Origin of the sequence: Acinetobacter sp. ANC 3882, from assembly GCF_022549545.1 — a bacterium.
In the GTDB taxonomy this organism is placed as follows: Bacteria; Pseudomonadota; Gammaproteobacteria; order Pseudomonadales; family Moraxellaceae; genus Acinetobacter.
Map to the genome: position 1 here is coordinate 15,314 of NZ_JAKZGB010000003.1, position 24,629 is coordinate 39,942.

A 24,629-nucleotide genomic window follows, 5' to 3' on the forward strand; every position below is an offset into this window, starting at 1 on the left:
CTAATGTATTACAAAAAATATTGGCTGCTACTATGTTTAGCGGCATGTGTGAGTCCAGTTTATGCGGACGTACTGGTGATTCTACCTGAATCTGGTACGATGGCGCGAGCTGGTCAGAGCATCAAACGTGGTTTCTTGAGCGCTTATACAGCATCTGGCAGTAAAGAAAAAATCATTTTTGTAGATTCAGCGAAAAACAACATCGATACGATTTTTAAGAAACGGGTCAATAATAAGACGCGATTGATTGTTGGACCATTGGCACGACCTGATATTGAAAATGTGATGCAACGTAATCCAGCAATCCCTGTACTGGCACTCAATGATGTAAATACTCAAACCACCAATGTATGGCAATTTAGTTTAGCGAAGCAACATGATGCGATTGCGCTTAATCAATTGCTCAAGAAAGACAAAATTAAAAACTTATTGGTATTGCGCCAAGCAGGGACTGAGTCCGCTACAGAGCTGTTTATGATGGCACTCATGTCTGAATTTGGTTCAGATGTCCATGTGGTGAGTGAGCGACCGAAGAAGCTTGCGCGTAAAGAAGGATTACTGTTACTGGGCGATCAACAGTGGTTGGAACAACTGGGACCACTGCCTGAAAAAAACATTTATGCCACGGCGCTGAGTATTGAGCAGGAAAAACCGATTCCTATGGGATTGAGTTTCTGTGATACACCTGCTTTATATAATGGACAATGGGCCGATGTAATCAGTGCATATAAAGAACAACCTGAAAATATGGCATTCCAGCGTTTATTGGCTTTTGGTGGTGATGCGTGGAGTATTAGCCAGCAATTTTTAACCAGCTCAGATCGACACTTTTCTTTTGAAGGTCGAACTGGGACGATTGATGTGAAAGATGGCAAGGTGTACAGACAGCCTTATTGCTATCAACAACAAAAAAAAGGTATCCAAGTATTAAAGTAAGATAGATTAAATATGTCACAGCAACAGCATGACTTAGGGCAATGGGCTGAACAAACAGCTCTTGCGGTATTGCAATCTCAGCACTATTTATATGTAGATCGAAACTATCACTCACGTTATGGTGAAATTGATTTAATTGTTAAAAAGGACAATGAACTGGTGTTTGTAGAAGTCAAAGCCAGATCAGCAGGGAGTTATGCTGAAGCTTGTGAAGTTATTTCTCTGGCTCAGCAACGTAAAATAATTAAGACAGCTCAATTGTTTTTACAAAAACATCCACATTATTATGACTTTGATTGTCGTTTTGATGTGATTTGTTTTGATTTTCCACAGAAAATTGCAAAAACAGTACAACCAGATTTTTCAAAATTGCAGTATGATCAGCAATGGATTAAGCATGCATTTACTTTAGATTGATTGATGAGTCTAGAGGAACGCTAAATATTGAAAATTGAACAAATTTGTTTGTGGATAGGGAGTCTTGCCAAGTGTTAAAACGGTTATCGATTACGTTGCTTTGCGCTGCAAGTTTATCAGGGTGTGCGAGTTTTATTTCTGGCGGCACAGGAAGTTCACCTGTTGGTACGAATAGTGGTGAGCGTAGTCTCGGGCAGATTTTTATTGATTCTTCAATCAAGCGTACTGCAAATATCAATTTGTATAAATTAGATCATCGTTTTAAACAGTCGCGCATTAACATTGAAAGCTTCCACAGCAATATTTTATTGACAGGGCAAGTACCTGATCCTTATTTAAAACAACTGGCTGAAGATAACTTGCGTTCAATGTCAGATGTTAAAGCCGTACATAACTACATTACGGTTGGCGATAAGGTGGGTTATAACACCATTATGCAAGATGCAACGGTGACTGCGAATACCCGTGGCTTGCTGATGAAAGCACCCGTTGTTTCAGATAGCAAAGTTCTGGTACATACTGAAAATGGTGTGTTGTATGTGATGGGGCGTTTAAATACCGCTGAATCAAGAGATTTAGATGACGTCTTACAAAAAGTTGGAAATGTGACTAAAATTGTGACACTCATTGACAATACGGATCAAGCTTCAGGCACTGTCGCTAGTTCAACAGCAGCAACACCAATGGTGGGTACTGCGACGACACAACCTTTAGTTGAGACACCTGTTGCAATTGATCCTGATCAGGCGGAACCTGCGACCATTACTCCAACTAATCCTTAATTTATGAAGCAACTTATTCAACAAGTACAAGAAAATGTAATAAAGGCGAAAACTCTTTATCAGGAGTTTCGCCTTTATGATTTTGCCAGTTATTCGATCAATTACCTTACGCCAAAAGATACCTTTGAAAAAGAAGAGCATCTTGCCTATGGATTGAAAGCAAGACAGCGTTTGGATCTTTATCGAACTAAAACCCCTAAAAAGCAAAGACCGCTTATCATATTTGTACATGGCGGTTCTTGGCAGCATGGCAACAAACGTGAGTATCTGTTTATCGGGGAAACCTTTGCCCGTGAAGGTTATGATGTTGCAGTGATTAACTACCATCTTGCACCTGAGCATATTTTTCCGACTTTTATCGATGATATTGCTCAAGCCATTCATTATTTAAACCAGAATCAAGCCAAGCTCAATATTTCGACAGACAATATCATCTTAATGGGGCATTCTGCGGGTGCGTTTAATGTGATGTCTGTGGTGTATTCTGCTTATTCACAAAATTTTAAATACAAAGAAAATATCAGAGCAATTGTGGGGATGGCAGGGCCTTATCACTTTGATTATAAAGGTGATCCGCTAGCTGAGCATGCTTTTGATCAAAAAGTGTCGTACCAACAAGTGATGCCGTACTATTTTATTGAGCCGAATCAGATTAAGCATTATTTACTGATGGCTGAACAAGATCAGTTGGTTGGCAAAGAGAATAGTTTTGATCTGGATAAGGCGCTTAGAGAAAAAGGCAATCACAGTCATATCGCCGTAATTCCAAAGACAGGGCATATTACTATTGTCGCAACACTAGCGAGCTTGATGAGCCATTATTTCAAGACTAAGCGGACCATCTTACATTTCTTGGATGAAGCTTTAGATCCTTAAATAATAAAAAAGCATCTTTTAAGATGCTTTTTTATTGTCAATAATTTGCATGATCATGCTATGTGCAATACTGCCTTTAAATGGAATTTCGGGGAGTGGGCTAAGCTTAAAAGTTAGACATGTTGTTTTTATATTTGATTTCTTTTTATATATTACTTATTTTAGTGGAATGATTGTTCCGTAATTGATTCTAATGCGCCCAAAAGAATTTGATTTAGATGTAGTGACAGATGCTGCTATGCAGGTTTTCTGGTTAAAAGGATATGCAGGAACTTCCATTCAGGATTTAGTGGATGGCACAGGTCTCTCAAGAAGTAGCCTGTACGGAACTTTTGAAAGTAAATATAACTTATATCAAAAAACACTAGATCGATATGATGCTGTGACAACCGCCAATATACATTGTTTAGAACAAGAAGAAAGTGCCAAAGCAGCCATTAAAAGCCTGTTGATGAAGATCGCTGAAGATGAGTTGGCTGATCCTTTACACCGTGGATGCTTGATTGCCAATGCTAGTCTGGAACTAGCAGGACAAGACACGTTGATTGCAGAAAAAGTAACACTGAATTTACAACGTTTTCAAAAAGCGATTCTAAATGTATTCCAAAAAGCGCAGCAGCAAGGTGAAATCTCAAAAGAAATTAATGCTGAAGCACTCTCATTTTTTGTTGTGAACACGATACAAGGAATGAGGGTTGTAGCAAAAGGAACACCCACTCATCAGCGTCGACAGTGTTTATTAGATATTATTGATATTGCACTTCGCATTTTGTAATTAGCCAGAAACCCACTACTTTTATTCGGTAGTGGGTTTTTATTTATTCCATTGTGGAATGATCATTCCTTTATCCGAGAACTACATGAAGAGTCCGCCAAGTATTAATGTAAATCAATCCTTACAAACTTTAGTCACTCAGAAATCAGCAGAGCAATTTCCTATTTGGAAGTTATTAGCTTTTTCATTGATCGGATTTATTACGATCATGACGGAGACCATGCCTGTTGGCCTATTGCTACAGATTAGCCATGATTTGCAGATATCAAAGCTGTGGGCTGGACAATTGGTTAGCTTTTATGCGTTAGGCTCTGTTTGTGCAGCGATACCTATTATCGTACTCACAAAACATTGGGACAAGCGCCGTTTATTGTTATTCACTTTAGGAAGCTTATGTGTTTTTAATGGCCTAGCGGCGATCTCATCACATTATATTTTTACTTTGTTTGTTCGCTTTTGCGCAGGGATGGCAGCAGGTGTTATTTGGGGAGTGTTTGTGAGCTATGTCCGTTATTTGGTTGCTCCACATTTACAAGGACGTGCTTTAGCTGTTGCAGGTATTGGACAGCCATTAGCATTGTGTTTTGGTGTACCGCTGGGAACATTACTTGGAACGTTGTTTGATTGGCGTAATGTCTTCTGGATGATGTCAATTTTGGCATTGATCTTGGTTATTTGGGTCCGATTGTTTATTCCCCGTTTCATGGTTGATCCTGCACAGCAAAAAGTAGCATTTGGGCAAACGCTTAAAATGAAAGGTGTTGGGCTAATTTTATTAATCCTGTTTGTCTGGGTCTTGGCACATAATATTCTATATACCTATATCTCTTTATATTTAATAGCAGTGGGTTTGGGAGAACATATTGATCTCATGCTCTTGATTTTTGGCCTAGCAGCGATTGTCGGTATTTTTGTCACTGGGCATTTTATTGATCAATATCTACGACACTTAACCTTGGCGAGTCTTGTTATATTTGCTTTTTCAGCTTTATGCTTTGGCATCTTTATGCATTCCATCTGGATGGTTTGTATAGCAGTGATTGCATGGGGGATTTCATTTGGTGGTGCACCTATACTGCTACAAACGGCACTGGCCGATATTGCGAAAGAACAGACAGATGTTGCTCAATCTATGTTGGTGACCATATTCAACATTGCTGTTGCTGGAGGTGGGATAGTGGGTGGTCTTCTCTTTGATCAATGGGGGATTCACTCTTTTGCGTGGAGTGCGTTGATTTTGTCATTTATTACACTGATTTTGGTATATCGGGCTAAAGATCATAGTTTTTGTATCCATCATCGTGTATAGATGAGTTAAAAATATATAGAGCTAGAAAGCATCTTTTAAGATGCTTTTTTATTGTCAATAATTTGCATGATCATGCTATGGGCGATACTGCCTTTAAACGGAATTTCGGGGAGTTGATCAAACTTAAAAAATGCCGCTTCGCTGATTTCTTCGAGCTGTAACTTGATATCACCTGAATCATATTCAGCATGAAAGGCGATCATTAAATTACTTGGAAATGGCCAAGGTTGGCTCGACATATAACGAATATTTTTAAGTTTGAGCCCGACTTCTTCAAACGCTTCTCGTTGCACGGCTTCTTCCAATGTTTCACCCACTTCAACAAAACCAGCAATCAGGCCATGCATATTACTTTTGTTATGTGCTGATTTGGCAAGCAGAATCTCATCATTACCTTTGGTGATAATGGTAATGATACAAGGCTGCACACGTGGGTATTGATGGTAAGCACAACTTGGGCAAACCATTGCATATTCTTTCGGGTGAATTTCAGTCGCATGACCACAGTGGCTACAGAATTTGTGGTTACGTCGCCATTCGAGCAATTGTACTGCGCGACTGGCTTGTAAAAAGTCACGGCTTGACCAAGTTTGAATGAGTTCCCGAATTGGAATGAGTTGATAACCTTCGGGAATCACTTCATCTTCAAGTAAATCACGTGCGATGACCTGATCATTGTGATGAATGGGCAGGTCACTTGCTAATTTTTCAACCTGTGGCAGTTGTAAGTTTTGGTCGACTAACAGTTTTTGGTGCTGAAAAATATAAGCAAGTGATAGTTGAGTCATTATGCGGCTAGAGTTTGTAATTGCTGACTGTTTGATAATGCCACATCAAACATAGATTGCAATACTGGTTGCTTGTTCTTCAAGTTCTCAACCAGTAAATCTAAACCTGCAACTACATTCAAGATACAATTGACCTGCTCTGCATCAAACGCTTGGTTTTGTGCTAAACGATGTTGAGCAAAGTGAGCTGCGCCTAATAAAGCGGTTTGTTGCGCTGAACTACCCAAGAACAGGGCAGCACCAGCCAGCTCTTTCAGATACACTGGCAATGCTTCTAAGCTATGTGCTGTAGGATCTTGCACATAGAGACTCAAAGTTTGCGTTAAAGTATCAATCAGGGTTTTCGTTTCAGTCAATAAGGCTTTATGCGCTTCATCTAAACGATCCAGCGAAATTTGCATGTTATTGACACGTAGCTGTAAACGACTAGACGTGTAGTTGCGTTCCAAAATCCCGATTGAATTCATTGAAGCCAAAATACTGTTCATTAACTGTTGTACCGAAGTCGCATCCGTTAAAGTATTTGGTTGGCTTAATTTTTCCGCTTGTTGGGTGAGTTCTCGCGCTGCTTCATTTAAATTCAGTACTTTGAAGACATTAGAGAGCTGATGTAATTTTTGTTGCAGTTCCTGCGTCTTTTCCGCTGACATGTTTTGATGGTTATACTCAATTTCATTACGGATTTGAGCCATCTCATCTGTCATTAACTGGCTAATGGTATGCACAGTTTCATAGTCTGGGCCATATAAATGACGACTCAAGACTTGCAGTTGCGTATCACTGAGTAACTCATCACCAATATTGAGTTGATCACGAATATGTTGTGACACATCATCTTCTTGGCTAATACAGATACACAAGATGTCTGCAAGATCGGCAATGGTGTTTTTAAAGCTGGTAGCTTGAGCCAAGAATTTACCGATATTGGTTTCAATTTGAATCAACGTGCGTAGGCGTGCTTCAGTAATTGAAAGCTCATCGATATGGCTTAAACCAACATTAACCAACTGCCAGTATTGCTGGCTTGGTTGACCCGTTGCTAAGCCTGCAAGATAAACTCCCACCAATTTGATCCCTTGTAGGTCAAGTGGGGTTTCTGATTGCTTAATGAGCTTGTTTAAACACAATTTGTAAAGCTGATGAATATATTGTGATTGTTCCAAGCTTGGTGCTTGCGGCAAATTAAAACTCGGTGTGATGAACTCAAGCAAAGGCTGGACCGTTTGACCTTCTTTGGTCAGTGGTTTGCCGAGCGCTTTTTCTAAACGGTTCAGTGTATCGAGCAGGAATTGTGGAACTTTCACTTCACGCAAACAGATGAATTCGATATAACGCTTCAGCATGGTGGTGCCTTCACTGAGCGCAATCACATCATTGGTTTGAATTTGCTGCGGTTGCGCCATGATTTTGCGCATCAGCTCAGCAGAGTATTGCGTAATTTGTGATAAATGCGGCATATCAATTAACGCGAGAACTTGCGTACATTGTTCAAACTGGTTGAGTGCATCATCAATCCCGAAAGGTAATGCTTGTTCTTCGGCAAGGGTATTGACTGCTGTTTCTACCAATTTAATCGAATTGTCGATTTCATTTTTTATTATTAATAATGCCGTTGGGTCGAAATGAATCGAGGTTTGGTAAGACATATGACCTACACCTTTCCTAAGTTGTTATATCCATGGACCTCCTTTTTTAGGAGGCCTAAATCTTTAAAGGTTAATATAACTTAACTTTAGAGGCTTGAAATACAAAAAATTACATTGACTGGAAAATTTATTTTGCGAAAAGGCAAGGCTCTCCATGTTTTTGTTCGAATTGTTTGACCCACGTCTCATGTTCATTTAATTCTTGTTCGGAAGGCGGAATCACAGGTAAGTCAACTTGGACACGAGATCGGGTCGATTTATTCTGATTTTGTTCTGCTTGCGAAAGGGCATCCATATCAAAGGAGACTTGCCCACCCGTCATCGCAAGGTAAACATCGGCTAAGATTTCAGCATCGAGTAAGGCACCATGGAACGTACGATCTCGCGCTGGAATTTCATAACGGCGTACCAGAGCATCCAATGAGTTCTTTTGCCCAGGGTGTTTGTTTTTAGCTAGTGCCAAGGTGTCGGTGACTTCGCAAACCTCTGAAAGCGGCAGCAATCCAGTGCGTTTGAACTCCATATCCAAGAAGTTCATATCGAAGGTCGCGTTATGCGCGATAATTTCAGCGCCCTTTAAGTAGTCAAACAGAACATCAGAAATTTCTGCGTATTTCGGTTTGTCCTTTAAAAAGTCATCGCTAATACCATGCACATTTTCAGAATCCCCGACGGTTTTTTCTGGATTGATATAGATATGAATTGAACTGCCCGTGAGCTTGCGGTTGATCATTTCAATCGCACCGACTTCAATAATACGGTCGCCATCTTGATAGTAAAAACCTGTGGTTTCCGTATCGAGAATGAGTTGGCGAGGGCCTTGAAGATGTATTTTAGCTTCAGTAATGACAATGTTCGGGTGCTGATTTGTTGGCGAAGCTGCTGTTACTACTTCAGCCGATACTGCATTTTCGTCCATATTATCCATGATTTCTTCAGGTTCTGATTCTTCAATCATTTCGTCTGTATCAACATCAAGATCTAATCCGAAAGGGTCATTTAAGAGCCAGTCGGATTCAGGCTTTTTTGTATCAGCGTTAGCCTGTGTCGAAGATTTGAGTTGTTGAGCTGTTTGTTCTGCACCCAAATTTGCCAATTGGTCTGCCATTTCGTTACCTGCATGTCCAGCGTGGCCTTTAATCCAGTTCCATTCAATCTCACGGTTGGCACAGACAGCATCAAGTTTTTTCCATAAATCAGGGTTTTTAACATCTTTCCAGTTTTTCTTTTTCCAACCGTGAATCCATTCAGTAATGCCTTGTTTTACATAATTGGAGTCTGTCCAAATAATTAAACGGGCATCGATAGGGCAAAAAGAGACACCTTCGATTGCGGCTTGGAGTTCCATACGGTTATTGGTTGTTTCAGGTTCACCACCAAACAGCTTGTGTTCACCTTGCTCGGTAATGACATACGCGCCCCAACCCCCAAGACCTGGGTTACCTTTGCATGCGCCATCAACGTAAAGTGTGATTGTTTGTGACATATTTGAACCTGAACAATAAGCAGAATAAGAAATTGAATATTTTTAATCGCAGCAAAGGATGGTCAATATTCAAGTGTTACTTAAGCATATAACAAAAGAACAAGACTTTTACTTGAGCTAAAGTGAGTTGGGAATTTTAGCATCCCCATGACAATAACAGCTATTGTAAAGCTAAATTTGGCTTCTGAACGTTACAAAACTCATCTTTTTTAATTTCTTGTAACATTTCCATGCAAATCACGTTAAATTATTGCCTTGTCTAAGTGAGATGCTTTACTACAATGGCTAAGGTCTGTTGACGTTGCACAAATGACAGAAGAACTTTGTGTTGCGATCAAAGCAGTGCTTTGCTGTTCGCTCTGATTATGGCTAAAACTTCCCCAAACTTGGTTGTGAAATTTGACAAGGGGAGGCCATTGTCTTTGCCCATGCCTTGTTTGAGTCGTATGCGCCTATAACGCAATGCATGTTTAAATATCAATAGACCCTACTTAAGAAATAAACTAGCGTGAGTTGACTGGAAGTTTTTATGTATAAATCGAGCACATTGGTGTCGCAAACATCTGCAACATCATTATTCAAAATTACTGTACTCACTTCTGCTCTCGTTGCGTTGGGAATCACCACAGGTTGTTCTTCAACACCTCAATCAAGTAAAACTTCATCTTCAAAGCAAGTTGGTTCAGGTTATCTGGATGCAAGCAGTTTAGATTCACTTGAAGACTTACTTTCTGCAACAGATATGCGTGCGGTGGAAGGTGATCGTTTATTGGTTCTGAAACACGGTGATGTGTGGAAACGAATGACGGTTGGATTCAAGATGGATTTGAACCATTGGGATTCTCGTATTGAAGCACAACGTAGCTGGTTTATTTCTCGCCAACCTTATTTAGATCGTTTAAGTGCACGTGCCAGCCGTTATTTATACCACACTGTAAAAGAAGCTGAACGCCGTGGTATGCCGACTGAATTGGCATTACTGCCGATTATCGAAAGCTCTTATGACCCAGCAGCGACCAGTAGTGCGGCAGCAGCAGGTTTATGGCAGTTTATTCCAAGTACAGGACGTATTTATGGTTTGCAGCAGACCAGTCTCTATGATGGGCGTCGTGATGTGGTCGAGTCGACTCGTGCTGCGTATGAGTTTTTTGGTAGCTTGTATAACCAGTTTGGTTCATGGGAACTTGCCTTAGCTGCGTATAATGCGGGACCGGGTCGTATTCAACAGGCGATTAACCGCAACCGTGCAGCAGGGTTACCCACAGATTACTGGTCATTGAAACTTCCACAAGAAACCATGAACTATGTTCCTCGTTTCTTGGCCGTAGCGCAAATTATTAAAAATCCAGGCAATTATGGCGTGAGTTTACCGCCAATTGCCAACCGTCCTCACTTTCGTGAAGTCAGTTTATCTGCACCTATGGAACTCAATCAGATTTCATCTATTACAGGTTTAAGTCGTGCTGAACTGTATGCATTGAACCCTGCATACCGTGGTGAAAGTGTTGATCCAATGAGTCCAATGCGGATTTTGATTCCAGCAGATTTAAGTCCTTCGATTGATGCAAAATTACGTTCTGGTAAAGCCAGTTCTGGTGGATTCTGGGCAAGCAATAAAACCCCACCTGCGATGAATAATAATCCGTTGAGTAGTTCAACGACGATTCGTACCACCACTAATGGGCAAAGTAATACGGCATCGACTGCAACACCACCCAATTTAACGGCAAGTAATACAACACGCCCAACCTCATCAATCAGTACCAGCAAAGTCAATACACCTAGAGGTTCAGATGCATTGGCTTCATTTGCTGCGGGAGCAGATGTACCAAGTGCACCACGTATCCCTGTTGCGATTACGCCTGCTGCAAATGTTAAACCAGTAAAAATTGAGCCACCGATTTCATTTAAAGAACGTGAGCAAATTACCGCTGCAATCAAAGAAGAAGGTAAAAAAGAAACGGTTGCACAAGTTTTAGAGCCACAAGCGACTCAAGCTGAGAAAGATCAGGTTGTTGCAGAAATTAAGGCGATTGCACCAAAAGGCACAGAAATTGTTGATCCATTCGATGGCAAAATTAAATTGACGGCAATTCAAACCAGTCAATCGGTTGCTGATGAAAAAGGTCAAGAGGTCAGCCGAGGTTTCTCTTATCCAAAAAACTTGGTTGAAGATACTGCTACTGCAAACAGTGAAGATGCTAAACGTAACCAAGGTAAGCCATATATTAAAACGGATACCGATGTTGTGGTTGTTGCACCAAAAGGAAAGCGCAGTACCTATGTGGTACAGCCTGGCGATACTTTAGCGGTGATTGCGCAAAAAAATGGCGTGAACTGGCGTGATGTTGCCAAGTGGAACCAGATTGATCCAAATGGCACATTGTTCGTGGGTGCTAGCTTATATTTATATGATGCTAAACCAGAAGCACCAAAAGCTGCTGAAAAGCCAGAGAGCTATGTGGTGCAGTCTGGCGATAGTTTGACTAACTTGGCTTCACGCTTTGATTTAAGTCTAAAACAGCTAGCGGATTATAATAATTTGTCTGTTACTGACGGTTTATTTGTTGGGCAAAAACTGACATTGATTGAGCCGAAGAATAATAGCCGTACCACTCAGCAGACAGCACGTGTGACTGACAGTAAGGCAACTTCAACTCAAAAGGTTGCCACCAAATCCTATACGGTAAAGCGTGGTGAATATTTAAAGCTGATTGCGGATCGTTATGCATTGTCCAATCAGGAATTGGCGGATTTAACTTCTGGCTTAACCGCTAGCAGTAGCTTATTCGTAGGACAAAAAATCAATGTACCATTACATGAAGTTTCTCAGACTCAGGAAACACCCGAGTCGACTAAAAGCAGTACTAAATACGAAAATGTAAGCGCATCGACCAGCTATAAAACTGAAAGTTATAGCGTACAGCGTGGCGATACCTTATCGAGTATTGCAACCAAGTCAAAGATTAGCTTGAGTGAATTGGCTGAACTGAATAACTTGAAGTCAAACAGCGGTGTGCGTTTAGGTCAGAGCTTAAAGATTCCAGCAGGTTCGACTGTACCTGACAGTTATGTAGTGCAGTCGGGGGATAGCTTGAATGCGATTGCAGCCAAGTACAATCTTCAACTCAGCTATATTGCCGATCTAAATGGTTTGGAACGTACATCGGGAGTCCGTGTTGGGCAACGTTTGAAACTGACGGGTGATGCACCTGCGAAAACCACTGCAAGCACTACGAGTAAATCGAGAGAAGAAACTACGCCAGATATTTATACCGTTAAGTCTGGAGATACCTTAGGCAATATCACCAGCCGTCATAATTTACAGCTCGACTATGTTGCAGGTTTGAATGGTTTAACACGTGGCAGTAGCGTTCGTATTGGTCAAAAGCTCAAATTGACAGGGGATTTACCTAAGGCTGAAACAGCAAAAGTAGAGAACAGTAGATCAACACCAAAAGCATCAGCTCCGAGTCGCAATACCGAGAAGTATGCTGTCAAAGCGGGCGAGTCTTTGAACAGTATTGCCAATCGTTTTGGAATGTCTGGACGTGAATTGGCTGAGCTAAATGATCTAAAAGCCAATGCAAGTCTGCAACGCGGTCAAAGCATTTCTGTTCCTAAAACAGTGAGTGAATACAAAGTAAAACGTGGTGATACACTGATTGGTTTGGCAAGTCGCTATGGCTTAGATACTGGTGCGCTCGCGGAAATGAATGATTTAACACCAAGCACCCAGTTACGTATCGGTGATGTGATTAAAGTACCTAACCTGTAATTGTAAATGATTCATTTACGTTCAATCCAAAGGCTTAGTCTATATGCTGGACTAAGCCTTTTTGCTCAGCTTTCATTTGCTGCCATGCAAACGACGCCATATTTGGCCATGCATGTGCAGCCGAAATATACTCAGCTCAAAGCAATGCCTCATGCCAATGCAAATGCACCGAAGGGCGGTACACTGAGCCAATCCAGTTTGGGTACATTTGATAATTTAAACAGCATGAATGGCAAGGGCAGTTCAACTGAAGGTGTGAACTATCTGTTTGATAGTTTGATGGATCGTTCGCTGGATGAACCGCGTGTCATGTATCCGCTGCTTGCTGAAAAAGTCAGTTATGATCCAGATCATCTGCAATCCGTTATTTTTCATTTAAACCCACAGGCGAAATTTAATAACGGTCAGCCTTTGACGGCAGAAGATGTCAAATTTACCTTCGATACGTATCAGACCAAAGCCAATTTAGGCTTTCAAATGTATTTGTCAGATCTGGCTAAAACCGAAGTGTTATCGAAGCATCAAATTAAATTTATTTTTAAATCCAAAAACAATGTGGAAATGCCATTGATTGTGGCGAGTCTACCGATCTATTCGAAATTGGATTGGAAAAATAAAGATTTCAGCCGTGTTACCCTTCAACCGATTGTAGGTTCAGGCCCTTATGTGGTCGATCGCATCGATGCAGGGCGTAGTATTACTTATAAACGTAGTCCAAACTATTGGGCCAAAGATTTGCCTGTCAATCAAGGTCGCTATAATTTTGATCGACTGAAATATGTGTATTATCGAAATTTGGAAGTGAGTTTTGAAGGGTTTAAATCGCGGCAATTCAATTTATATGAAGAAAAAAATATTCGCAATTGGGTCACAGCTTATAACTTTCCAGCAGCACAAGCTGGTTTAGTCAAAAAGTATAAAGCGCGGTTGGGAACTCCGCTTGATATTCAAAGTCTGGTGTTTAATATTCGCCGTTCGCCACTCAGTGATATTCATCTGCGTCAGGCATTGACCTATGCTTATGATTTTGAATGGCAGAATAAGGCCTTATTTTTTAATCAAAATCGACGTTTACAAAGTTATTTTGATAATACTGATTTAGCTGCAATTGGTCGACCCAGTGCCGCAGAGCTCAAGGTGTTAAAGCCATATTTGTGGCAACTGCATCCGATTATGCAACAAGGCATTTTAGCCGATTGGCATTACCCAGTTTCTGATGGCAGTGGTTTTAATCGACAGAATTTATTGACGGCACAAAAAATCTTGAAAGATGCTGGCTATATGGTTCGTAACGGTAAATTGTATAATCGTGCAGGCAAAGTTATTCAAATTGAACTGTTGATGCAACAAGAGAATCCACAACGTGAACTGATGCCGTTTGTTCGCAATTTGAATCGTTTGGGGATTCAAGTTCAGCTCAGACAGGTCGATGTACCACAGTATATGGAACGGATTCGCCATCAAGATTTTGATATGATGGTACTGAAATTACCGCAGACCTTAACACCAGGTAAGGAACAAGCTCAGTTTTGGGGCAGTGCAGCAGCAGATGAGGCGGGGAACTATAACTATTCGGGCATCAAGAGTCCTGCAATTGATCAGATGATCGAGAAAATTGTGGCGGCCAAAAGCCGTGAAGAAGTAGTGTTATATACCCGTGTACTCGATCGGTTATTGCGTGCGGGTTATTATCAAATCTTGACTTATGGCAAGCCAGAGCGCTGGTTTGCCTATTGGGATATGTATCAACAGCCTCAAATTAAGCCAAAGCTTTCTGTGGGCTGGGAATATTGGTGGGTGGATGCAGATAAGTCGAAGAAACAGGAGCTGTCTATACAAAAGCATTAATTAGAATGGTTTTGACTAGCGTTTGATGAAGTCGTTAGATTAATATAACGGAGTCTTACCGAGTTCTCATCTTAATTTCAAGATAAGCTTTCAGCTGGAGTTACTTTGGTTTTGCCCAAAGTAACCAAAGGCATTGTCATCCACAAAACCTGTTTACTTATTGGACCTCTTTTATTATTTCGCAAAAACATTATCTTGTTTAAAACACGCAGGTTGTGGATGACGTTTCCGCGTATTTTATCTCATGTTAGATTTCATAAAAACTTAGTAAATAAATTAATAAGGGTTCGACTTCAATGGTTCACTATATTCTAAAAAGAATGTTATTGATGATCCCGACATTATTTTTCATTTTATTGATTAATTTTTGCATTGTGCAAATTGCACCAGGTGGGCCTGTGGAACAGGCCATGCAACAGATCCAAAATGCCCAAGGGTTGGGGGCGGGAAATAGTACACAGTCTGGTCTGAGTACATTGGCGCAGTATGAAGGCGCACGTGGTTTAAGTCCTGAGATGATTGAAAAGATCAAAGTACAGTATGGTTTTGATCGCCCTGCACACCAACGTTTTTGGCTGATGCTAAAAGGCTATTTGAGCCTTGATTTTGGCACCAGTTTTTTCAAAGATAAACCTGTTACTCAACTCTTGTACGAAAAGCTCCCTGTGACCTTGTCTTTGGGGCTGTGGAGTACTTTTCTTATTTATTTGATTGCAATACCGCTTGGGATTAAAAAAGCCAAAAATAAAGGCTTGCTGTTTGATCAGTCCACATCATTATTGCTGGCAGTGAGCTATGCCATTCCATCTTTTGTTTTTGCGATTGTATTGATTGTTTTCTTTGCTGGTGGCAGTTATTTACAATGGTTTCCTTTACAGGGGCTAGTGTCAGAGAACTTTGCACAGCTCAGCTTGCTTGGCAAAGTCAAAGATTATCTTTGGCACATGTGTCTGCCAATCGTAAGCATGGTGCTCGGCAGCTTTGCAGCGTTGACTTATCTGGCGAAGTATTCATTTGTTGAAGAACTACAAAAGCCCTATGTGCTGACTGCCCGCAGTAAAGGATTAAATGACAATCAGATACTCTATGGACATGTTTTTCGTAATGCGATTTTAGTGGTTGTTGCGGCTTTACCAGAAGCACTGGTTGGCATTTTCTTTGTTGGCAATTTATTTATCGAGATCATTTTTAATTTAGATGGCATTGGCTTGTTGGGTTTTGAAGCGATTAGCCAGCGTGATTATCCTGTTGTTTTTGGCACTTTATTTTTATTTACCTTATTTGGCATGATGCTACGCTTAATCGGTGATCTGGTGTATCAAGTGATTGATCCTCGTATTGATTTTGAATCAAGAGGTGGAAAATGATGTCACCCTTGATGCACGCACGCTTCGAACGTTTTAAGCAAAATAAACTGGGTTTCAGTTGCCTGATTGTTTTTTTTGCTATTTTTGTTTTGTCGTTATTTGCAGAATTGATTGCCAATGATAAGCCGTTGTTGGTTCGTTATCAGCATGCATTGTATTTTCCTGTTTTAAAAGATTATCCAGAAACGACTTTTGGCGGCCAGTTTGAAACAGCGACAGATTATCAAGATCCAGCGGTAAAACAATTAATTCAGCAGCAAGGGTGGATGATTTCACCCCCCGTGGCTTTTTCTTATCAAACCCCAAATCTATCCTTGGCAGTACCTGTTCCTTCAGCACCAAGTTCGCAAAATTGGTTAGGCACTGATGATCAAGGTCGTGATGTCTTTGCCCGAATCCTGTATGGTCTGCGAATTTCCCTGTTATTTGGTTTCGCCTTAACACTGTGTTCTGCTGTATTAGGCATCATTGTTGGTGCAATACAGGGCTATTATGGTGGCTGGATGGATTTGATTGGACAACGTATTTTAGAGGTATGGGGCGGTTTACCGATGTTGTTCATCGTGATGATTTTAGTCAGCATGTTCAGTCCGAGCGTGTATTGGCTATTTTTAATCATGTTGCTGTTTGGCTGGACCGAGCTCGTAGGTTTGGTACGTGCCGAATTTTTACGTGCCCGAAACTTTGATTATGTTAGAGCTGCTCAAGCTTTGGGCGTGAGCGATCATAAAATTATCTTCAAGCATATTTTGCCAAATGCAACCAGCTCAAGCCTGTCGCAAATTCCATTTATGTTGACCGCAAATATTATTGCACTTACGGCACTGGATTTTTTAGGCTATGGTTTACCACCTGATGCTGCGTCATTGGGAGAATTATTATTACAGGGTAAAAATAATCTAGATGCGCCGTGGCTGGTGCTGTCTGGTTTTTTTACTTTGGCGATCGTTCTTTCTTTATTGATTTATATTGGGGAGGCCGCACGTGATGCATTTGACCCAAGACGATAACAAGATTCAGCAAACACCTTTATTGAAAGTTCAGCAACTCAGTATCGACAATGAAACAGGACAAAGCCTAGTTAAAGATTTGAGCTTTGACTTATATCCTGAACAGACTGTTGCGCTTGTAGGCGAAAGTGGTTCGGGTAAGTCGATGAGTGCTTTGGCTCTGCTAGGTTTATTACCTGACAATCTAAAAGTGCAGGGTAAGATTGAGCTAGAAGGCCTGAATCTTTTGGCTTTGGATCAGCCGAAATTGCAGCGCATTCGAGGCAAACGCATTGCCATGATTTTTCAGGAGCCTCTGACTGCATTAAACCCGCTACATTCAGTTGAAAAAATAATTGGGGAGAGTTTTTATCTGCAAGGTGATGCTAAAACTGAGATTCAGCAAAAAGTATTGGTCTTGTTGCAAGATGTAGGAATGGTAGAGGCTGAGCACGTTTTAAAATGCTATCCACATGAACTGTCTGGCGGGCAGCGACAACGTGTTCTGATTGCAATGGTATTGGCATTAGAACCCGATATTCTAATCGCGGATGAGCCGACCACTGCATTAGATGTGCTATTACAAGCACAGATTTTGGGGCGATTAAAAAGCATACAGCAGCAGCGTAAGATGGCGATGATTTTTATCAGTCACGATCTCAATCTTGTGAAACGTTATGCTGACCATGTATTGGTGCTTAATCACGGTGAGCTTAAGGAGCAAGGACCGACTGCTGAAATTTTTGCACGTCCCCAGTCGGCTTATACGCAAAGTTTGCTTAATCATGATTTTGGACAAGCCTTGGTTTTACCTCTGGCTGAAACATTACTTGAGTTGAACAAAGTCACCGTTAAATATCCCATCAAACATGGTGTGTTGAATCGGGTCACTGCGTATCAGATTGCGACTGAATCGGTGAGCTTGAGTTTGATGCAAGGTGAAGCCTTAGGGGTTGTGGGAGAAAGTGGTTCTGGTAAATCTTCATTGGCTTTGGCTATTGCACGTCTAATCGCCAGTGAAGGTGAAATCTATTTTCAAGCGCAAGATATAAATCAATTGAATCAAAAGCAGCTACGTCCATTACGCCGTGAGATTCAAATTGTATTCCAAGACCCATTTGGCAGTTTAAATCCACGCTTGTCAGTCGAACAGATTATTGCAGAAGGGCTGAGCCTTCATTCCATTTCAAAACAGCAATGTGAAGTAGAAATTGCCGAAGTTCTCGCAAAAGTTGAATTACCTGTGGATATTAGACACACATATCCACATCAACTTTCTGGTGGACAGCGACAAAGGGTTGCATTGGCAAGAGCATTGATTTTGAAACCGAAGTTGATCATTTTGGACGAACCGACTTCTGCCTTAGACCGTACAACACAATTGGCGATTATTCAGTTATTGCGTCGATTGCAGCAACAGGAACAGATGAGTTATGTGTTTATCAGTCATGACTTACAAGTCATAAAAGCACTGTGTCAAAAAGTGCTGGTGATGCATCAGGGCAAAGCCTTGGAATATCAAGCAACAGCGCTTTTATTTAGCCAGCCTCAGACGAAATATACCCGTCAGTTGATTTCTGCGAGTGAATTTTAGCATTGTAATTAAATTGACATATGCTATTGTCAGTTCATCGGAAGAACGCTTGACAGTAACAATAATCAGATTAAATTAGAGCAAATACTCTAATTGTAGCAGAGGATGACCATGAGTCAGATTGCAGACAGTATCCAGATTCGGAACACCACATTTAAAAATCGTATTATCAAAGGGGCGATGAGTGAAGCGCTTGCGAATGATGCAGGGCAACCGAATGATTTACTGATTGGTTTATATGAAGCTTGGGCTAAAGGTGGTTTAGGTTGTGCTATTACTGGAAATGTGATGGTCAACATTGGGGCAAAGAATGAGCCGGGTGTGGTTGCGATTGAAACTGAACGTGATTTGGAAAAATTAAAGCAATGGGCCGCTGTGGGTAAAAAACACGGTATGGTGCAATTGATTCAATTATCACATCCTGGTCGCCAATGTCCAAAAGGTCTAAATAAAGAAACAGTTGCACCTTCGGCTGTGCCTTTTAGCCCAATGCTGGCTGCAATGTTCGGAACACCACGTGAACTTCAGCATGAAGAAATCTTGGATATTATTCAACGGTTTGCAACAGCTGCGGCAGTTTGTGAAAAAGCAGGTTTTGAAGGTGTACAATTCCATGGTGCACATGGTTACTTGATCAGCCAATTTTTATCACCACTGACCAATAAGCGTACAGACCAATGGGGCGGTTCAATTGAAAATCGTATGCGCTTCTTGCTTGAAATCTATAAAGCTGTGCGTGCAGTAACATCTGAAAATTTCATTATTTCGGTAAAACTGAATTCTGCAGACTTCCAACGTGGCGGGATTACTGAAGAAGATGTGATTACTGTATTTAAAGCGATTGATGCTGCTGGCGTTGATATTATTGAAATTTCTGGCGGAACTTATGAAGCGCCAGCGATGGCAGGGGCGAAGGCAGAAAAACGTAAGGCCAGTACCATTGCACGTGAGGCTTATTTCCTGGAATTTGCAGAGAAAATTCGCCAACATGTTTCATGTAAGTTGATGGTTACAGGTGGTTTCAGGACTGTGGAGGGCATGAATGCAGCCTTGGCCAGTGGTGCATGTGATTTTATTGGGATTGCCCGTCCTTTAGCGGTTGAGGTTGATTTACCTGAACGTTTAATTGCAGGTCATGATGTTCGTTATGCTGTGAATCAAATCAAAACAGGCATTCCATTTGTAGATAAAATGGCGATTATGGAAATCATTTGGTATGCAGCACAGTTCAAAGCGATTGGACAAGGCAAAAAACCAAATCCAAAATTATCACCTTTGTTGGTATTCCTAAACTATGCGAAAGGCAATATCAAAGCGGTGGTGAAAGGCCGAGTTAATTCACGTAAATCTGCATAATATTTTGAGGACTCTTCGGAGTCCTTTTTATTTATCTGAGCAAATAAAAAAGCCACTGTCTAAACGATGCAGTGGCTTTTTAGAATTTGGCGTCCCTACGGGGATTCGAACCCCGGTTACCGCCGTGAAAGGGCGATGTCCTAGGCCTCTAGACGATAGGGACTTCTTGAGGTGGGTGTATATTAGGGTTCTGTCACCAAACTGTCAAGAAGGTGAGGAGACAGTTTGTTCAAAATATAGCAAAACAGTTCAGCCGTCTTCTGTGTATCGTACAATGCAGAGTGTGCCTCTTTACCATCAAACTCGATTCCAGCCTGAATACATGCACGTGCCAACACGGTTTGACCAAACATGACCGCACTGAGTGTCACGGTATCAAATACCGAAAAGCTGTGAAATGGATTTTGGTTTTTTGTTCCTGTGCGTGCAATCGCTGCTTGCAAGAATCCCAAATCAAAGTGTGCATTGTGACCCACCAACACGGCATGGGTACAGTGCTGGGCTTTACGGACTTCAGTCAATGATTTGAAAATACGACGTAAAGCAGTGCGTTCATCTTCAGCCATTGCTACACGCATTGGATTAAATGGGTCAATACCAATAAAATCCAAGGAACGGCGGTCTAAATTCGCACCTTCGAAAGGATTGATATGTGCCTGAAATGATGGACCTGGTACAAATTGTCCATGCTCATCATAAACGATTGGAATACACGCAATTTCGAGTAGGGCATCGGTTTGCGAATTAAAACCTGCTGTTTCTACATCGACAACGACAGGCAAGAATCCACGAAAACGTTGTCCGATCACAGGGGCTTTGTTTTCTTCTTGGGTCACACTTTTCTCCAATGCAAGGTTTTACCTGCATGAAGTGGGATGATTTTTTGGCCATCAAGATAGTCAAAAGATTCAGCGACAGTAATGTCTTCTTTGACCAAGGTAATGGTTGAGGTATTACGTGGCAAACCATAGAAGTCCGCGCCAAATAAACTTGCGAAGCCTTCTAAGCGTTCTAATTTACCCACTTGATCAAAGGCTTGTGCATAAAGCTCAATGGCATTTGGCGCACTGTAACAACCCGCACATCCACAAGCATTTTCTTTGGCATCTTGCGAGTGAGGTGCACTGTCTGTACCCAAGAAGAATTTTGGATTACCACTGGTTGCAACTTCTAATAAGGTGGTTTGGTGTGTTTGACGCTTTAAAATTGGCAAGCAATAGAAATGTGGTTTGACACCACCCACCAACATATCATTACGGTTGAATAATAAATGTTGTGGGGTAATGGTTGCTGCGACATTACGATCTTGTTCGAGCACAAAATTAGCCGCATCGCTTGTTGTAATGTGTTCTAACACGACTTTTAACTGTGGGAACTGTTTTAGTAGCGGCGACAGCACTTCATCCAAGAAGCGTTTTTCACGGTCAAAAATATCCACGTGATTATGCGTGACTTCACCATGAAGCAGTAAAGGAACTTGATGTTCTTCAAGTTGTTCAATGACTGCATATACCTTGCGAATATCACTTACACCATTATCCGAGTTGGTGGTTGCGCCAGCTGGATAAAGTTTAATTGCATTGACGAACTCAGATGCCTTAATTTTACGAACTTCATCTGGAGAAGTATGATCGGTAAAATACAGCACCATGCGCGGGTCGAAATTCAACCCTTCTGGAACATGAGCAAGAATACGCTCGCGATAGGCTAAAGCTTCTTCTACAGTTTTGACGGGTGGAACAAGATTGGGCATACAAATTGCGCGGGCAAATTGTTTGGCTAAATCAGGGACAGTACGTTTTAAAGCTAAACCGTCACGCAGGTGTGCGTGCCAATCATCGGGTTGTAAAAGTGTAAGAGTATTCAAGGTCTACTTCAAACTTAAAAATAATACAAATAATAATGCATAAAGTGTGAAAATGGTAACTAGAATTACGGATAAGTGGTTAAGCAAAGCGCATGACAAAACGAGAAATTATGTTATTTTTTATGCGGCACAAAAATAGTGCAGTATAAAAAGAGTATATGGGATGGACAACGGCTATGATCTTGATCAATTGCGGAGGTCAAAAGAAGACCTAGAGCAGCTTGTTGCCCAACATTCTAAATCCAAAAGCGCACATCGAACTTTACCGCAAAAATTAGAAAATGAATTTTGGAAATTCAATGTTGACCGAACGCGCCTCAATGCGATTCAGTTCTTTGGTCAAGGTGTCATTACCTATACCATTTTTATTCTGCTGATTTTGCCTTCTAATTTTGTCGTGATTCACGGAAGTGAACATTTTGTCTCTGATTTTATCTACAGCATTCTCAGTTTGATTGTTGTCGGGATTGCACTGTTCTTATTTTGGGCATTCTCTCGGTTTAAAAAACTCAATCCTTTATTTTATCCTGCTGCCTGTATCATTGTTTTCTTGACCATTGTTTTGACGTCAATTTTGATGATCAGTGTTTCTAATCTGGTTCTGCAAAATCAAGCGATGGTCTTGATTGCTTTTCTTTATATGTTGGGCTTTATCCTCAGTGGAATTCGTCCATTGCATATGCTGTGGATTGGTTCGTTTGCTGCAATTGCCATCCTGTTTCTTTTGTATTGGTTCGATAATCCTAGTGATTTTCTCATGATCGGACGCACGTTGATTGGAAGCTTGCTACTGGGTTTCTCGATCAGTGTGATGTTGACTTCTAAAGAGCGGAAAATCTTTATAAAGTCAAAAATCTCAGAAATTGATGAGCAAATTTTACGGATACAAGCCTCTGAGCTACTACATTTAAGTCAGCATGATGAACTGACCAATGTCTCGAATCGACGTACTTTTGAAGAGATGTGTACCTATTATTATGAGGCCGCTTGCAAAGAGCGAAAATCGCTCTCGGTCTTATTTATCGATATTGATTACTTCAAAAACTACAATGATTTTTATGGGCATCAGATGGGGGATCAGGTGATCTCAGCCATTGCCAAGACCATCAAAAGTTCAATTCGACACATGGACTTTATTGCACGCTATGGTGGAGAGGAATTTGTGGTGTTATTACCAGAAACTTCAGCTCAAGGGGCCTATGCAGTTGCTACCAATATTTACCGAGCAATTGACCGTTTAATGATTCCACACGATAAATCATTGGTGTCTAATCATGTCACGATTAGCTTGGGGATTACGGTTTTTAATGGGAATCCGAGAATTAGCCAAGATCTTTTGATTCATACTGCAGATAAGGCTTTATATCGGGCAAAACAGCTGGGGCGTAATCAAATTTACTATCAGCCTTTGCCGAATATAGAAGAAAATATTTAGCATTAAAAAAACCGAATATCTGTGAAGACATTCGGTTTTTTGACTTGAATAATTAAGATTATTCTAAGAATTTTACAGTTACACCTGAGCGTACTTTAGCACCTAAGTCATTTGCATCCCAGTTGGTCAAACGGATACAACCGTGTGATGCCGTCTTAGAAATTAAAGATGGGTTTGGCGTACCATGAATACCAAAAGATTTTTTGCTTAAACCAATCCAGATATTACCAACGGGTGCATTTGGACCTGGTGGTAGAGAAAGTGGTTTAAGATTTTTACCTTGCACAAAGTTAGATGGTGAATAACTATACCAAGGGTTTTTTGCAACACCGACTACTTTATAAGTACCTGCTGGAGAAGGCGTGTCAGTACTGCCAATTGTTGCAGGAAAAGATGCAATCATTTGATTACGACTGTTGAATAAATAAAGCTGTCTTGCGCCTTTATGTGCAACGATCAAATGAATATCTTCAGGGAGGTCATTGCGGACATTGGCCACAATAATTTTTTCACCCGATTTTTTAAATGTTGCAGTTGGATTTAATTTCTTTAAGAAACCTTCATCCATATGGAATTTTTCACCCAACATCTCTGTTACGCGAGTGTAGTACAAACCTTTCATTTTTGCTTGTAGCGCATAGTCTGAAGGAATTGAATCTGCATAAGGACCTTTTAGATCAGCATCAGTAATGGTGTACTCAACATAGGCAGGCTTAGTTTGCTTTGCAACCAAAGCATCCCAGGTTTCTTTGGTGAGCTGACCAGTGGGTGTCAAACCATTCATTTGCTGGAATGAGGCAATCGCTTTTAATGTATTTTTACCATTTGAGCCATCAATCGCCCCTGGTGATGCATGGGCATTGTTTAGCATCACATGTGCTCGGGCATATGCAGGCAGTTGTCCTTTTGGTAAGCCTTCAGGCCATTCAGCATTGTTCATGCTTTCCAAAGTCCATGAAATTTTAGCAGCAGGGGTAGCTGTTGTCGTGGTGGCATCAGGTGCATTTTCTAATTTTTGCGATACAACTGATGCAGCCCCAGTATTCACTTGTGGCTCAGATGCTGCTGTTGCAACAACACTTGAAGCTGGATCTACGGCAACATCTGATGCAGCACGGTCAACAGCTAAAGGATCAATTGGATCTTGTACCGCTGCTGAGATTTTTTTTGGGTTTAATGGTTGCTCAGTTGTTGGAGCAGCAAAAGCAACATTAGCAAGAATACAACTTAAACTCATAGCGAGTAATGAGCGAACAAACATGTAATTCAACCTTAAGAATTATTCATATTGGGATATAAGATGTTGCAAGTATTACAGAAAATAATGCAGCTTGCAGTAGCAGTTTTGTGTAAAAACGAAATTTATTTTTGAAGACTGGC

General features: G+C 41.0%; 19 protein-coding genes, 1 tRNA gene and 1 pseudogene. 13 read left to right on the forward strand and 8 right to left on the reverse strand.

Features of this window, described 5'->3' with window-relative positions; translation table 11 throughout:
• Positions 1 to 3: 3 nt before the first annotated feature.
• The 4 genes from MMO42_RS07625 to MMO42_RS07640 all read left to right on the forward strand — a co-directional run bounded on the left by MMO42_RS07625 (position 4) and on the right by MMO42_RS07640 (position 3,011).
• The gene (locus MMO42_RS07625) at positions 4 to 936 is read left to right on the forward strand and encodes a penicillin-binding protein activator (RefSeq protein WP_241319935.1); all 933 of its coding nucleotides are present in this window, start codon (positions 4 to 6) and stop codon (positions 934 to 936) included.
• A 12-nt stretch (positions 937 to 948) separates the two neighbouring features.
• Positions 949 to 1,353 (forward strand): YraN family protein, encoded by a 405-nt coding sequence (locus MMO42_RS07630; protein ID WP_241319936.1) that lies wholly within the window; start codon positions 949 to 951, stop codon positions 1,351 to 1,353.
• A gap of 71 nt (positions 1,354 to 1,424) precedes the next feature.
• Positions 1,425 to 2,135, forward strand: a complete 711-nt coding sequence (locus MMO42_RS07635) for a BON domain-containing protein (RefSeq protein ID WP_005295856.1) — start codon at positions 1,425 to 1,427, stop codon at positions 2,133 to 2,135.
• A gap of 3 nt (positions 2,136 to 2,138) precedes the next feature.
• Positions 2,139 to 3,011, forward strand: a complete 873-nt coding sequence (locus MMO42_RS07640; RefSeq protein WP_241319937.1) for an alpha/beta hydrolase — start codon at positions 2,139 to 2,141, stop codon at positions 3,009 to 3,011.
• A gap of 18 nt (positions 3,012 to 3,029) precedes the next feature.
• Here MMO42_RS07640 and MMO42_RS07645 read toward each other — a convergent pair.
• A pseudogene (locus MMO42_RS07645) lies at positions 3,030 to 3,107 on the reverse strand (NADH pyrophosphatase); the annotation flags it as partial.
• 97 nt (positions 3,108 to 3,204) lie between these two features.
• On the opposite strand from MMO42_RS07645, the gene MMO42_RS07650 reads away from it, so the two are divergent.
• Together MMO42_RS07650 and MMO42_RS07655 are read left to right on the forward strand one after the other, a co-directional pair.
• The gene (locus MMO42_RS07650) at positions 3,205 to 3,786 is read left to right on the forward strand and encodes a TetR/AcrR family transcriptional regulator (RefSeq protein ID WP_241319938.1); all 582 of its coding nucleotides are present in this window, start codon (positions 3,205 to 3,207) and stop codon (positions 3,784 to 3,786) included.
• 85 nt (positions 3,787 to 3,871) lie between these two features.
• Positions 3,872 to 5,095 (forward strand): MFS transporter, encoded by a 1,224-nt coding sequence (locus MMO42_RS07655; RefSeq protein ID WP_241319939.1) that lies wholly within the window; start codon positions 3,872 to 3,874, stop codon positions 5,093 to 5,095.
• Positions 5,096 to 5,130: 35 nt separating this feature from the next.
• Here the strand turns inward: MMO42_RS07655 and nudC are convergent, their stop codons facing one another.
• From nudC to dnaQ, 3 genes are all read right to left on the reverse strand, one after another.
• Positions 5,131 to 5,883 (reverse strand): NAD(+) diphosphatase, encoded by a 753-nt coding sequence (nudC, locus tag MMO42_RS07660; protein WP_241319940.1) that lies wholly within the window; start codon positions 5,881 to 5,883, stop codon positions 5,131 to 5,133.
• Positions 5,883 to 7,529 (reverse strand): chemotaxis protein, encoded by a 1,647-nt coding sequence (locus MMO42_RS07665; RefSeq protein ID WP_241319941.1) that lies wholly within the window; start codon positions 7,527 to 7,529, stop codon positions 5,883 to 5,885. The genes nudC and MMO42_RS07665 overlap by 1 nt, the downstream gene beginning before the upstream one ends.
• Before the next feature lie 127 nt (positions 7,530 to 7,656).
• Entirely contained in the window at positions 7,657 to 9,015 is a 1,359-nt protein-coding gene (dnaQ, locus tag MMO42_RS07670) for a DNA polymerase III subunit epsilon (protein WP_241319942.1), read from the reverse strand.
• A 529-nt stretch (positions 9,016 to 9,544) separates the two neighbouring features.
• Between dnaQ and MMO42_RS07675 the strand changes: the two genes are divergently transcribed.
• The 6 genes from MMO42_RS07675 to MMO42_RS07700 all read left to right on the forward strand — a co-directional run bounded on the left by MMO42_RS07675 (position 9,545) and on the right by MMO42_RS07700 (position 19,947).
• Positions 9,545 to 12,793: a LysM peptidoglycan-binding domain-containing protein gene (locus MMO42_RS07675; RefSeq protein ID WP_241319943.1), complete on the forward strand. Its 3,249-nt coding sequence runs from the start codon at positions 9,545 to 9,547 to the stop codon at positions 12,791 to 12,793.
• A gap of 6 nt (positions 12,794 to 12,799) precedes the next feature.
• Positions 12,800 to 14,641: an extracellular solute-binding protein gene (locus tag MMO42_RS07680; protein WP_241319944.1), complete on the forward strand. Its 1,842-nt coding sequence runs from the start codon at positions 12,800 to 12,802 to the stop codon at positions 14,639 to 14,641.
• 296 nt (positions 14,642 to 14,937) lie between these two features.
• Positions 14,938 to 16,008: a microcin C ABC transporter permease YejB gene (yejB, locus tag MMO42_RS07685; protein WP_241319945.1), complete on the forward strand. Its 1,071-nt coding sequence runs from the start codon at positions 14,938 to 14,940 to the stop codon at positions 16,006 to 16,008.
• Complete coding sequence (locus MMO42_RS07690; RefSeq protein WP_241320262.1) at positions 16,008 to 17,018, forward strand: ABC transporter permease; 1,011 nt, start codon at positions 16,008 to 16,010, stop codon at positions 17,016 to 17,018. Before yejB ends, MMO42_RS07690 begins: the two co-directional genes overlap by 1 nt.
• Positions 16,996 to 18,591: a dipeptide ABC transporter ATP-binding protein gene (locus tag MMO42_RS07695; protein ID WP_241320264.1), complete on the forward strand. Its 1,596-nt coding sequence runs from the start codon at positions 16,996 to 16,998 to the stop codon at positions 18,589 to 18,591. Before MMO42_RS07690 ends, MMO42_RS07695 begins: the two co-directional genes overlap by 23 nt.
• 111 nt (positions 18,592 to 18,702) lie before the next feature.
• Entirely contained in the window at positions 18,703 to 19,947 is a 1,245-nt protein-coding gene (locus MMO42_RS07700; protein WP_241319946.1) for an NADH:flavin oxidoreductase/NADH oxidase family protein, read from the forward strand.
• An 87-nt stretch (positions 19,948 to 20,034) separates the two neighbouring features.
• Here the strand turns inward: MMO42_RS07700 and MMO42_RS07705 are convergent.
• From MMO42_RS07705 to pyrC, 3 genes are all read right to left on the reverse strand, one after another.
• A tRNA-Glu gene (locus tag MMO42_RS07705) sits at positions 20,035 to 20,110 on the reverse strand.
• A 19-nt stretch (positions 20,111 to 20,129) separates the two neighbouring features.
• Entirely contained in the window at positions 20,130 to 20,795 is a 666-nt protein-coding gene (gene rnt / locus MMO42_RS07710; RefSeq protein WP_241319947.1) for a ribonuclease T, read from the reverse strand.
• The gene (pyrC, locus tag MMO42_RS07715; protein WP_241319948.1) at positions 20,780 to 21,814 is read right to left on the reverse strand and encodes a dihydroorotase; all 1,035 of its coding nucleotides are present in this window, start codon (positions 21,812 to 21,814) and stop codon (positions 20,780 to 20,782) included. Before pyrC ends, rnt begins: the two co-directional genes overlap by 16 nt.
• A 163-nt stretch (positions 21,815 to 21,977) precedes the next feature.
• Between pyrC and MMO42_RS07720 the strand changes: the two genes are divergently transcribed.
• Positions 21,978 to 23,249, forward strand: a complete 1,272-nt coding sequence (locus MMO42_RS07720) for a diguanylate cyclase (RefSeq protein ID WP_241319949.1) — start codon at positions 21,978 to 21,980, stop codon at positions 23,247 to 23,249.
• Positions 23,250 to 23,307: 58 nt separating this feature from the next.
• Here MMO42_RS07720 and MMO42_RS07725 read toward each other — a convergent pair whose 3' ends face one another.
• Positions 23,308 to 24,510: a L,D-transpeptidase gene (locus MMO42_RS07725; RefSeq protein WP_241319950.1), complete on the reverse strand. Its 1,203-nt coding sequence runs from the start codon at positions 24,508 to 24,510 to the stop codon at positions 23,308 to 23,310.
• Positions 24,511 to 24,629 lie beyond the last annotated feature (119 nt).